A 13,087-nucleotide genomic window follows, 5' to 3' on the forward strand; every position below is an offset into this window, starting at 1 on the left:
TATATTTTCAAACTTTTTCATAAATTCTATTGATTTTTATATAGTTAGCTTTTTTTGTTAATAATATACTCTTATTATTACATTTTCACAATAAAAAGGCTAATTTACCTCTTGTAAAAAAGCCTTAGCAATACTAGATGCAATCTTCTTTTGATAATCTTCATTCGTTATTTGGGTATAATCAGATGGATTTGTGATATAACCAAATTCAATAGAAATCGTCGGAATATCTTGATCCTTTAAAATAGGGAAATTACCATAATGATCACTATCTAAACCTCGAAATTGAGAATAGTTAATTGATTGAAAATTTTGTGAAATTGTATTGGATAAATTAATTAATTTATCATCTGGTTGTGTAAATATCGTATATCCTTTTACTAGGGAATCAACATTGGAATTTATATCAATGTGAAGTAAGTAATCAGATTTTTGATCTTTAGCAATATTTATACGATAATTCGCATTTTGTTCATCATTACTATAAAAATTTATGTCATCATCTGTTCTAGTATAAACAACATTATAACCAGATTGCTCTAGCGTTTCTCCGATTATTTTCGAAAGCTGAAGAGTAATATCCTTACTCGCAAGTTTTCCTTGTTCACTATATCCTAAATCACTTCCGCCATAAGCAGCATCAATACAAATGGTTGATTTGGACTCACTAATAGCTAAATCAACGGTATCGTTCGTCATAATAGCCTCTGGGCTTTGCGCATTTTCAGGGATTCGTACCGATTCTTTTAAATTAACAGAAATATTGGGTTGTACAACTAGTGCTAGGAAAATTGCGATGATTATATAAATATATGTTTTATTCATTTTCATCACCCGTGGAACAAATTATACCATAAATTTATTTTATTTGATATAATACAATTGGTGAGTTTATGGAATTTAAAGTAACAATTGACCAGTTTGAAGGACCATTAGATTTGATGCTCCATCTTATTAAAGAAAATAAATTGGATTTATTCGATCTGGATATGAATACATTGGCAACACAATACATAAATTATATACAACAAATGGAAAGCATTCACTTAGAAATTGCAAGTGAATATTTAGAAGAGCTTGCATCTTTAGTTGAATATAAAAGTCGTAAATTACTTCCAAGAACAAATGTAGAAGTGGAAAGTCAATACGAAGATGTTCAAAGAGAACAATTGGTATCTCGTTTAATTGAATATCAAAAATATAAAGAAGCAAGTGATTTATTGAAAGAAGAATTTGATCAAAGACAAAAAAAATATACACGACCACAAGCATCTATTATCAGCAGCTGGCAACAAAATCCGGTTTGTGATAATTTACAAAAACAATCACCATATGATTTATTAAAAGCAATGAATCGTGTTCTATCTCGTATGGCCATATTAAAACCATACGAAACGAAAATGACAATTAAGGAATTATCGGTTGAACAAAGAGTTGAACAATTGATTGATAAATTGAAAAATGTGACAGATAAAGTTTCTTTTGATGATTTATGCCTAGATTGTTCGAATCTTCATATGGTTATTGTCACATTTTTATCAATTTTAGATTTAATACATCAAGGAATTGCTTCTTTTAGTGTGGATGAACAAGAAACAATATGGATTATAAAAGGGGGATTGCATACATGAATACCAAAGCTATCGTTGAAGGTTTAGTATTTATTAGTGGTGAAGAAGGATTGACAATCGAACAAATTGCTAGTTTAACAGAACAAATGAATTATTCGGAAATAGAAAGAATATTGAATGAATTGAAAGAAGAATATAGTGATTCCTCAAAAGGATTTGAATTAGCGGAATATGCGAATCGTTATAAATTTGTAACCAAGGAATTTGTATATCCTTATGCGCAAAAATTATTTGAAGAAGTTAAGAGTCCATCTCTATCACCAGCTGCCCTAGAAACTTTGGCAATTATCGCTTATAAGCAACCAATTACACGCGTTGAAATAGAAGAAATTCGTGGGGTTAATTGTGAGATGATGTTAAAAAAATTACAGATGAGAAACTTAATTGAAGCAAAAGATCGAAAAGATGTTGTGGGTAAACCTCTTCTTTATAGTGTTACGGACACATTTTTGGACACATTCCAACTTGAAACACTAAAAGAATTGCCAGAATTATCAAAGAAAGAATATGAAAACGAAGAATTATTTGAGGAGATAAAATAAATGGAAAGACTACAAAAAGTAATTGCTAAATCAGGAATTTGTTCTCGAAGAAAAGCCGAAGAATTGATTTTACAAGGAAAAGTCATTGTAAATGGTGAACCTTGCACAACACTTGGAACAAAAGTATCTGGGAACGATGTTATTGAAATTAATGGAAAAACATTGGCATATGAAGAAAAAGAATACTATGTATTAAATAAACCTAGAGGGTGTGTTTGCACAAGTGATGATGATAAAGACCGTAAAACGGCAGTTAGTTATATTGACACAGAATCGCGTATTTACTGTGTAGGTCGTTTAGACTATGACACAACAGGTGTTCTATTATTAACGAATGATGGTGAATTTTGTAATATGATGACACATCCAAAATATCATTTACCTAAGACATATCGAGTAAACTTACAAGGAATTTTAACAGACGAAGATATCAAAAAAATTCGTAAAGGACTAAAAACAAAATATGAATCTTATCAACCAGCTCGTGTAAAAATGATTGAAGTGGATCCAACTCGTGATCGATGTCAATTTGAATTAACAATCAGAGAAGGTAAGAATCATCAAGTAAAAAACATGATGAAAGCATTGGGATATGAAGTTCGTCGTTTGAATCGTAATTCTTTTGCGGATATAAATGTTGATGGCATGAAACCAGGTGAATATCGTAAATTAAAACCATTTGAAGTTAAACAGTTAAAACTAATGGCTCAAAAAGGAGAATAAAATGAAACAAGTTTTTATTGATGAGCATTGTGATATCAATTCTACAATTAACTTAAATGAAAAAGAAGCACATCATCTTTTCGACGTTTTACGCATTCAAAAAAAAGAAACTGTACGAGTCGTAAGTGCCAATCAACGTGTTTTTCTAGCCCATCCATTAGAACGTCCATTTCTTCATATTTTTTCAGAAATTGAGGTTCCTAACGAAAAAAAAGATATCACTTTATGTGTTAGTTTAATTAAACAAGATAAATTTGAATGGATGCTTCAAAAAGCATGTGAATTGAATGTTACGCGCATTGTACCTTTCGAATCTAGATATAGCGTTGTTCACATTGATACTCAAAAAGAAAAAAAGAAAATGGAACGATGGTCACAAATTATTTTATCAGCTTGTAAACAATGTAATCGTAATGATTTAGTTGAACTCACAAATATTCAAAAAGTTGAAGACTTACACCAATTTCAAAGTGAATGCAATTTAGTTGCCTATGAAAAAGAAAAACAATCTAAGCATATATCAAAATACTTAAAAGATAATCCATCGAGTATAACAATTTGTATTGGACCAGAAGGTGGATTTGATGAAGCTGAAGTTGAATTATTGATGGATGACCATTTTCAATCTGTTTCTTTAGGCAATACAATTTTAAGAGCTGAAACTGCTAGTTTATATTGTCTAGCTGTTATAGATTATCAAAAAGCATTGGAAGAGGATAAAGAATGAAATATAAAATATTAACATTAGGTTGCAAAGTAAATTCCTATGAATCGCAGTTCTATAATGAACAATTAGAAGCCAGTGGTTTTACGAAAGCGAACGAAGATGAACCATGTGATTTGTATATTATTAATACTTGTACTGTAACGAATACAGCCGCTAGTAAATCAAGAAAGAAAATTCATCAAGCAAAAAAAGAAAATCCTAATGCGATTGTCGTTGCGATTGGTTGCTATGTTCAATTCATAGATGAAAAACAAAGAAATGATTTAGGTGTTGATATCGTTATTGGGGCTAACCATAAAAATGAGTTAGTTAAAATCGTTAGTGATTATATAAAATCAAAAAAGATGAATACTGTAGTTTCCATTGAAGACTTTTCCGAATTTGAATCTATGCCAATTCATGAATTTGAATCGAAAAAAAGAGCTTTTTTAAAAATTCAAGATGGATGTAATCAATATTGTTCATACTGTGCAATTCCATATGCCAGAGGACATGAACGTTGTCCATCCAAAGAAAGTGTTATTGAAACGGCCATTGAACTATCAAAAAGAGATCACGATGAAATTGTATTAACGGGAATTCATACAGGTAGATATCAAGACGGTTCAACGAATTTAGCTGGTTTATTAAAAGAATTATTGGAAAAAACAGATTCTAGAATCCATTATCGAATTAGTAGTATTGAAATAACAGAAGTTAGCGATGAATTAATTCAATTAATGAAAGAAAATAAAAGAATATGTTCACATTTACACATTCCAATTCAAGCGGCTTGTAATGAAACATTAGCTCGCATGAATCGTCCATATACTGTTGAAGAATTTAAAGAACGTATTCAATATATTCGAACACAATTGCCAAATGTTTCCATTTCAACAGATGTGATTACAGGCTTTGTTCAAGAAAGTGAAGAGGAATTTAATACTACGGTTCAAAACTTAAAAGAAATTGGTTTCTCATTCCTTCATGTTTTCCCTTATTCTAAGCGAAATGGAACAGAAGCAAGCAAAATGACAGGCGAAATCGATGGAAATGTAAAGAAATCAAGAGTAAATGTATTACTTTCATTATCAAAAGAACTTCGTTTAAATGATATGAATCGATTTGATGAAATATCAATTTTAATTGAAAATCACAAAGATAATGTTTATTATGGTTACACAGATCAATATCATATGGCCCATGTATATAGTAATCAACCTTTAGAAGGTCGAATTAATGTTAAATGGGATGCTATTGAAAATGAAACATATATTGTGAAAGAAGGATAAAAATGAGACTTAGTAAATTATTCAAAAATGCACCGACGGTAAATATTACAGGACTATGCTTTGATTCTCGTAAAGTAAAAAAAGGAAATATATATTTTTGTTTACCTGGAATGACATTTGATGGGCATGATTTCATTGATCAGGCGATTGATAAAGGAGCAATTTGCATTGTTCATTCTAAGCCATTAGAAAAAACAGACGCTCATGTTATTTATATTCAAGTAGAAAATGTGACAGATGCTTTAAATACATGTGCTAGAATTTTTTATGGACGTCCTTCAGATAAAATGCTTATGTATGGAGTTACAGGAACAAATGGAAAAAGTACCATTACCAACATAATTCAAGCAATTTTAAATCCTGTTAAGCCTTGTGGATATATTGGTACTATTGCGATTCGTTATGGAAATGTCAATTTAGCTCCTGATTTAACAACTCCAGATGCCTTATTTCTTCAATCAAAATTAGCAGATATGGTTCGTACTGGAATGAAAGCTTGTGCTCTAGAAGTATCAAGTCACGGGTTAGCACAACATCGTGTTGATGGAATTAATTTTGATGTCGCTATATTCACTAATTTTACATATGATCATCTTGATTTTCATGGAACATTTGAAAATTATTTTGCTGCAAAAGCTCTTCTATTTAAAGAAAGAGTAAAGAAAGACGGTGTTTCTATTTTAAATATTGATGATGAAAAATATGAAGATTTAAAAAATATTTCAAAAGCCCGGGTAGTAAGTTATGGAATGAAGAATCAAGCGGATTATTTTGTTAAAGATGTGAAACTATCATCTCATGAATCACGCTTTACTTTAGTACACGATTCCAAAGAATATAAAGTTGTTACAAATTTAGTTGCTCTATATAATGTATATAATTTAGTTGCTGCTATTGCTGCTCTTCACGAAACTGGTATGGCACTTGAAACAATTATTGATGCATGTGATAATCTTCCTCAAATTGAAGGTCGAATGGAACAAATCGATTGTGGTCAAGATTTCCATGTTATTGTCGATTTTGCACATACTCCAGACGGTATGGAAAAAATGATGAAATTTGGTCGTGAAATTGCTTTAGATAACAATTTAATTGCCGTATTTGGCTCAGCAGGAAAACGTGATGTTGCGAAACGTAAAGTATTTGGTGAAATTGCCGAAAAATATTGTGATTACATCATTTTAACAGAAGATGATCCACGCAATGAAAGTAGTGCAGATATTGCTAAACAAATAAAAGAAGGTATTACTACAAAAACAAATATCTTTATTCCTGATCGTTATGAAGCCATTCGTCAAGCCATTCAATATGCGAAAAAAGGCGATGTAATATTATTATTAGGAAAAGGCGATGAAGTCTTCATGTATCATGAAGAGGGACGTGTTCCTTGGGTTGGTGACAATAACGCCGCTAGAGAATGTATAGAAGAAAGATTGTCATAAATCTTTTCTTTTTTAATTATTAAGTGCTATAATCAATTTGATAAAATTTTAACAAATGGAGGGATACTATGAGTTATCAAGAAATATATCAACAGAAATTAGTTAGTGCTGCAAAAGCTGTTTCTGTCATCAAAAGTGGAGACTGGGTAGATTATGGATGGTGTTGCGGTACACCAGATGCATGTGATAAAGAACTTGCAAAAATTTTACCCAATTTAGAAGATGTAAAATTCCGTGGTGGTATTTTATTAAAAGAACCAGAAATCTTTAAAATCGATAATCCTGTTCAACATATGACATGGAATAGTTGGCATATGTCAGGTATTGAACGAAAAGCAGTTAGTAAAGGATTTGCGTTCTATAGTCCCATTCGTTATTCAGAACTGCCAAGATACTATCGTGAAAGTTCTGATCCAGTAGATGTAGCTGTGTTCCAAGTAAGTCCGATGGATAAACATGGATATTTTAACTTTGGTCCAAATGCTTCCCATATGGCTGCAGTATGTGAAAAAGCAAAAGTAATCATTGTTGAAGTCAATGAAAATATGCCAAGATGTTTAGGTGGTTTTGAAGAAGGTGTTCATGTTAATGATGTTACTTATATTGTGGAAGGAACAAATCCACCAATTGGAGAATTAGGAGCTGGTGGACCTGCTACAGATGTTGATATTGCTGTTGCTCAACAAATCGTTAAATTGATTCCAGATGGAGCTTGTTTACAATTAGGAATCGGTGGGATGCCAAATGCAGTAGGTTCTCTAATTGCACAAAGTGATTTAAAAAATTTAGGTGTTCATACTGAAATGTATGTTGATGCCTTTGTTGATATTGCTAAAGCTGGTAAAATCACAGGATTAAACAAGAACATTGATAAAGGACGTCAAGTATATGCATTCGGTGCAGGTACACAAAAACTATACGATTATTTAGACAATAATCCTGAATGTATGTCCGCTCCTGTAAGTTATACAAATGATATTCGTTCTATTGCAGCTTTAGATAACTTTATCTCAATTAATAATGCTGTTAATGTTGACTTATTTGGGCAAGTAAGTTCTGAAAGTGCTGGTGTTAAACATATTTCAGGCGCTGGTGGTCAATTAGACTTTGTTTTAGGTGCTTATCTAAGTAATGGTGGTAAATCAATTATTTGTTTAAGTTCTACATTTATGAATAAAAAGACAGGAAAATTAGAAAGTCGTATTGTTCCAACTTTAGCTAATGGATCAATTGTTACTGATACTCGTGCCAATATCCATTACCTATGTACAGAATATGGATGTGTTAACTTAAAAGGATTAACAACATGGCAAAAAGCGGAAGCAATTATTTCTGTTGCGCATCCGGATTTCCGCCAAGAGTTAATCGAACAAGCACAAGCAATGAATATTTGGAAAAATTCAAATTTAAGATAAAAAACTATTGCTTTTTTGTTGAAATTTGATAAAATATGTATGCTAACTCGGGAAGGGAGGTTTGTTTCATGGCAAAAGTAATTGTGAAAGAAAATGAGCAATTAGATGACGCTTTAAGAAGATTTAAACGTCAGGTTTCTCGCAATGGTACCCTTGCTGAGGCCCGTAAAAGAGAATATTACGTTAAACCAGGTGTTCGCAGAAAATTAAAATCTGAAGCGGCACGTAAAGCACGTAGGGGTAAATAAAATCTGCTTTAATAGCAGATTTTTTTCTTGAGGAGGATATGTAATTGGCTTTTCTATCAATTGATTTATCACAGTTTTCGTTTGAACAAATCCAAGAGTTCAGTGGTTTAAATGATTGTAACTTGGAAATATTGTCAAATGATTTTCATTCCAAATGTAACATTAGAAACAATGTATTTTATTATGAAGATTGTGAGCATAATAAAGAAATACAAGATGTAGTTCAAATTTGTTTTGATGTGCTTGATAAAAAGAAACAATTAAATGAACAAGATATCAAATATTTTATAAAATTAGCTTTAAATCATAAATTACATTTATTTAATATAAATCAATTGGATGCAATCGGTAAAACTAAATCCGGGCGCCTTATTTATCCTAAAACGTTAGGCCAGGCAAGGTTATGTTACGCTTTAAAAAACAATGACATCGTATTTGCAACTGGAGCAGCAGGAACAGGAAAAACATACTTATCTGTTTGCTATGCTGTTACACAATTAAAAAATAAATCAATTGAAAAGATTGTATTAACTCGTCCAGCAGTTGAAGCTGGGGAATCACTTGGTTTTTTACCAGGAGACATGAAAGAAAAAGTGGATCCTTATTTAAGACCCTTATACGATGCTCTATATGATATGTTAGGATCTGAAACGGTTGAACGATATATAGAAAAACAAATTATTGAAATAGCTCCTTTAGCTTTTATGCGAGGAAGAACATTAAATGACGCCATCGTTATTTTAGATGAAGCTCAAAATACGACTCAAGCGCAAATGAAGATGTTTTTAACACGAATGGGTAAAAATGCGAAATTAATTATAAATGGAGATATTACCCAAATTGATTTAATCCGTAAAAATGAATCCGGGTTAATTCAAGCTTGTGATATATTAAAAGATATTGATGGAATCGAAATGGTACATCTTGGTACACAAGATGTAGTTCGAAATCCGTTAGTACAAAAAATTATTGAACGTTATTCAATGATTGAAAAATAAAAATACATATTATATACTAGAAAAGAAATTTGGAAGGTGAAATTATGGGTAGACATTTCGAGGTAAGAGCTGCTGCTATGCAAAAGACTGCAAACGCAAAAGCTAAAATTTATTCACGATATTCAAAAGAAATTTTAGTAGCTGCAAAGAGTGGGGATCCAAATCCAGATATGAACCAATCTTTGAAAAAAGCTATTGAACGTGCAAAAGCAAATAACGTACCAGCTGATGTAATTAAACGTGCAATTGAAAAAGCTAAATCAAGTGCTGATGAAAACTTTTCTTCTGCTCGTTATGAAGGATTCGGTTCTGGTGGTGGATCAACAATTATCATTGACTGTTTAACAGATAACGCAAATCGCACAATTGCTAATTTACGTGCATGTTTTAATAAAGCACATGCTAAATTAGGAGTAGGTGGATCTGTTTCATTTGGTTATGAACACTTAGGTGTAATTGTAATTCAATACGAAGATGAAGAAGCTATGTTAGATGCTTTAATGATGGCGGATATCGATGTTCGCGACATTGAAGTAGAAGATGGTTATATGACTATTACAGTTGAACCAACACAATTAGATGATGCTAAAGTTGCTGTAGAAGAATTAATTCCTGATGTTAAATTTGAAGTTTTAGAAGACAAAATGGTTCCAAATGAAACAGTAACTTTATCAGGAGAAGATTTAACTTTATTTAAGCGTTTAGTTACTTTATTAGAAGATGTTGATGATGTACAAAATGTATATCATAACGTTGAAAATATTGATGACGAAGCATAATCAATATCCGTTGAAAAAGAGAGAATAAAAGATTGTTTTGCAGAGAGATGATGGCGGGTGAAAATCATTGAACACCTTTTATTTGGACACTTTGAAGGAATCGCACTAAAAAGCGATCGTAAGCCGCGTTAAGGCATTGAGTGCTCAATTTGAGAAGTAAGGTGGTACCGCGTTAATCACGTCCTTATATAATAAGGGCGTTTTTTGTTTATTTAGAAAGGATTAAAAAAATGGCTTATCAAATTCCAAGAGGAACAGCTGATGTTCTTCAAGAAAAATCATATGCATGGCAAGCACTAGAAGAAAGACTACGTCAATTTTGTTATTTATATAATTATGACGAAATTCGTACACCTATTTTCGAACACACAAATGTTTTCAAAAGAGAGAATGACTCAAGTGATATGGTAAATAAAGAAATGTATACATTTACTCTCGAAAACTCTAATACATCACTTACTTTAAGACCAGAAGGAACAGCTGGGACAGTTCGTTCTTTTGTTGAAAATAAAATGTACGCAAATCCAGATCAACCAGTAAAAATGTACTATATGGGTCCTATGTTCCGTCATGAAAGACCTCAAAAAGGAAGAATGCGCATTTTTAATCAATTTGGAATTGAATGTTTAGGAAATAAAAGTCCATATACGGATGTAGAAACAATTGTTTTAGCATTTTCTATTCTTAAATCATTAGGATTGAAAGACATTAAAGTATGCTTAAATACATTAGGAGACGATGAATCTCGTAATAATTATCGTACAGCTCTTAAAGCGTATTTTGAACCATATTTAGATGATTTATGTTCAGATTGTAAACGTCGATATGAACAAAATCCATTGCGTATTTTAGACTGTAAAGTAGACCACGATAAAGAATACATGAAAAATGCACCAAGCATGAAAGATTATTTAAATGAAGAAAGTAAAGAATACTTTAATACAGTTTGTAATTTACTTGAAACATTAGATATTCCATATGAAGTTGATGATAAATTAGTAAGAGGATTGGATTATTATTCTCACACTGTTTTTGAAATTGTTTCTGTTAATAAAGAAATGGGAGCGCAATCGACTGTATTAGCTGGAGGAAGATATGATAATTTAATTTCATACTTTGGAGGACCAGAAAATATGAGTGGAATTGGTTGGGCTCTTGGTATGGAACGATTACTAATTGCTTTAGAAGCTGAAGGAATTACTTTAGATGAAAAACCTGGATTAGATGCTTATGTTATGTGTTTAGACAAACAAGCTCAAACATATGCATTCGAAGTCTTAACAGAACTTCGTGCCAATGGTTATCGTAGTGATATGGATTACTTACAAAGAGGATTTAAAGGTCAATTTAAAGCTGTTAGTCGTTCAAAAGCTAAATTTGCTCTTTTAATTGGTTCAACTGAAATGGATTCTAATCAAGTAACAATTAAAAATATTGAAAAACAAGAACAAGTTACGATTTCACGTGACGATATTATTGAATATTTAGATACACAATTTGAATAGGGAGGATTATATGAAACGTACACATAAAAATGGTGAACTTCGCATTGAAAATGTGAATGAACATGTTGATTTAATTGGTTGGGTTGCCAAAAAAAGAAATTTTGGTCAATTGGTTTTCATTGATCTAAGAGACAGATGGGGAATTTGTCAATTAGTTTTCGGTGAACAATTTGCCGATCGTTTAAAAGAAGTAAAAAATGAATATTTATTAAGTGTTTCTGGAACAGTTTGTAAACGTCAAGCCGCAAATCCAGATTTAAAAACAGGTGAAATTGAAGTAAAAGTTGATGATTTTTCAATTATTAACACAGCTAAAACGACTCCAATTATCATTGCCGATGAAACAGATGCTCTTGAAGATACACGTCTACAATATCGTTATTTAGATTTAAGACGTCCTGTTATGCAACAAAAGCTATTGATGAGACATCAAATCACAAAATCAATGCGAGAATACTTGGATAACCATGATTTTGTTGAAATTGAAACACCAATGCTTGGTAAAAGTACACCTGAAGGAGCACGTGATTATCTAGTTCCATCTCGTGTTCATCCTGGTTCATTCTATGCTTTACCACAGTCTCCTCAATTATATAAACAACTATTAATGATTTCTGGTTTTGAAAGATATTATCAATTTGCTCGTTGTTTCAGAGACGAAGACTTAAGAGCGGATAGACAAACAGACTTTACTCAAGTTGACATTGAAACAAGTTTCTTATCACAAGATGAAATTATTGATTTCACAGAAGAAATGTTAGTGAAATTGATGAAAGATGTTAAAGGAATTGATGTTCCTCGTCCATTCTTACGATTAACTTATAAAGAAGCTATGAATCGTTTTGGTTCTGATAAACCAGATAATCGTTTTGGTATGGAATTACAAGAATTAACTCCAATTTTCACAGATTCACAATTCCAAGTATTTAAAAATTGTATTGAATCAAATGGTTCAATTAAAGGTATTGTTGTTAATGATTTTGCACATATTACTCGTAAAGAAATTGACAAATGGACTGAATTGGCTAAGAAAAACGGTGCCAAAGGACTAGTTACATTGAAAGCAAAAGATGGTACATTAACAGGTAGCGCTGCTAAATTCTTAAGTGAAAAAGAAATTAATGATTTATATTCTCAATTGAATTTAAAAGAAAATGATGTTTTATTTATTGTAAGTGATAAATGGAATAAGACTTGTAATGCCTTAGGTGCTTTACGTAACGGTATTGCATCTGAATTAGGTCTAAAACATAAAGATGAATTTTCATATTTATGGGTAGTTGACTTCCCAATGTTTGATTGGTCAGAAGAAGAACAAAGATGGGTTGCTTGTCACCATCCATTTACACAACCAAAAGAGGAAGACATTCCTTTATTAGATACAGACTTAGGTAGTGTTCGTTCAAATGCATATGATATCATCTTAAATGGATATGAATTGGGTGGAGGTTCATTACGTATTTATGACAATGAGCTACAAACTAAGATTTTCGAATTATTAGGATTATCGGATGAAGATATTCGTACAAAATTTGGATTCTTTGTTGATGCTTTCCAATATGGTACACCTCCTCATGGAGGATTGGCATTTGGTTTAGATCGTATTGCCATGATTTTAACAGAAAGTGATTCCATTCGTGATGTTATCGCATTCCCTAAAAACGCAAATGCTAAATGTCCAATGTCTAAGGCTCCAACTCCTGTAGATAATAAACAATTAAAAGATTTACATATTCAAATCATCAAAGACTAAAGAGGCTGTAACAGTTAAATAGCCTGTACAAAAAAGGATAGCTGACTCAATTA

The 13,087-nt window shown here is 31.6% G+C and carries 13 protein-coding genes and 1 other annotated feature; of the genes, 12 read left to right on the forward strand and 1 reads right to left on the reverse strand.

Annotated elements, in window-relative coordinates; genetic code table 11:
* Positions 1-99: 99 nt before the first annotated feature.
* Complete coding sequence (locus ACI313_RS02125) at positions 100-825, reverse strand: N-acetylmuramoyl-L-alanine amidase family protein (protein ID WP_320607480.1); 726 nt, start codon at positions 823-825, stop codon at positions 100-102.
* A 68-nt stretch (positions 826-893) separates the two neighbouring features.
* Between ACI313_RS02125 and ACI313_RS02130 the strand changes: the two genes are divergently transcribed.
* The 12 genes from ACI313_RS02130 to aspS all read left to right on the forward strand — a co-directional run bounded on the left by ACI313_RS02130 (position 894) and on the right by aspS (position 13,034).
* Positions 894-1,631: a segregation and condensation protein A gene (locus ACI313_RS02130; RefSeq protein ID WP_320607479.1), complete on the forward strand. Its 738-nt coding sequence runs from the start codon at positions 894-896 to the stop codon at positions 1,629-1,631.
* A complete protein-coding gene (scpB, locus tag ACI313_RS02135; protein ID WP_320607478.1) occupies positions 1,628-2,173 on the forward strand; it encodes an SMC-Scp complex subunit ScpB in 546 nt (181 codons plus the stop codon). The genes ACI313_RS02130 and scpB overlap by 4 nt, the downstream gene beginning before the upstream one ends.
* Positions 2,174-2,896 (forward strand): pseudouridine synthase, encoded by a 723-nt coding sequence (locus ACI313_RS02140; protein WP_439755168.1) that lies wholly within the window; start codon positions 2,174-2,176, stop codon positions 2,894-2,896.
* 1 nt (position 2,897) lies between these two features.
* Positions 2,898-3,623 (forward strand): RsmE family RNA methyltransferase, encoded by a 726-nt coding sequence (locus tag ACI313_RS02145; protein WP_320607476.1) that lies wholly within the window; start codon positions 2,898-2,900, stop codon positions 3,621-3,623.
* On the forward strand, positions 3,620-4,894 hold the full coding sequence (gene mtaB, locus ACI313_RS02150) for a tRNA (N(6)-L-threonylcarbamoyladenosine(37)-C(2))-methylthiotransferase MtaB (RefSeq protein WP_439755169.1): 1,275 nt from the start codon (positions 3,620-3,622) through the stop codon (positions 4,892-4,894). The genes ACI313_RS02145 and mtaB overlap by 4 nt, the downstream gene beginning before the upstream one ends.
* 2 nt (positions 4,895-4,896) lie before the next feature.
* Complete coding sequence (locus tag ACI313_RS02155) at positions 4,897-6,336, forward strand: UDP-N-acetylmuramoyl-L-alanyl-D-glutamate--2,6-diaminopimelate ligase (RefSeq protein WP_320607474.1); 1,440 nt, start codon at positions 4,897-4,899, stop codon at positions 6,334-6,336.
* Positions 6,337-6,404: 68 nt separating this feature from the next.
* Positions 6,405-7,751: a butyryl-CoA:acetate CoA-transferase gene (locus tag ACI313_RS02160; protein ID WP_320607473.1), complete on the forward strand. Its 1,347-nt coding sequence runs from the start codon at positions 6,405-6,407 to the stop codon at positions 7,749-7,751.
* Between the two features lie 68 nt (positions 7,752-7,819).
* Complete coding sequence (rpsU, locus tag ACI313_RS02165) at positions 7,820-7,999, forward strand: 30S ribosomal protein S21 (protein WP_276983618.1); 180 nt, start codon at positions 7,820-7,822, stop codon at positions 7,997-7,999.
* Between the two features lie 44 nt (positions 8,000-8,043).
* Positions 8,044-8,997 carry a PhoH family protein gene (locus tag ACI313_RS02170; RefSeq protein ID WP_439755170.1) on the forward strand — a complete coding sequence of 318 codons (954 nt, stop codon included), beginning with the start codon at positions 8,044-8,046 and terminating at the stop codon, positions 8,995-8,997.
* A 44-nt stretch (positions 8,998-9,041) separates the two neighbouring features.
* Complete coding sequence (locus ACI313_RS02175) at positions 9,042-9,776, forward strand: YebC/PmpR family DNA-binding transcriptional regulator (RefSeq protein WP_320607471.1); 735 nt, start codon at positions 9,042-9,044, stop codon at positions 9,774-9,776.
* 1 nt (position 9,777) lies between these two features.
* Positions 9,778-9,965, forward strand: a binding site (T-box leader).
* Between the two features lie 41 nt (positions 9,966-10,006).
* Positions 10,007-11,281, forward strand: coding sequence for a histidine--tRNA ligase (gene hisS / locus ACI313_RS02180; RefSeq protein ID WP_320607470.1), 1,275 nt, complete (start codon positions 10,007-10,009; stop codon positions 11,279-11,281).
* A gap of 10 nt (positions 11,282-11,291) precedes the next feature.
* Positions 11,292-13,034 (forward strand): aspartate--tRNA ligase, encoded by a 1,743-nt coding sequence (aspS, locus tag ACI313_RS02185; protein ID WP_320607469.1) that lies wholly within the window; start codon positions 11,292-11,294, stop codon positions 13,032-13,034.
* Positions 13,035-13,087: the final 53 nt, after the last annotated feature.

This window comes from Floccifex sp., from assembly GCF_051873495.1.
In the GTDB taxonomy this organism is placed as follows: domain Bacteria; phylum Bacillota_I; class Bacilli_A; order Erysipelotrichales; family Erysipelotrichaceae; genus Floccifex.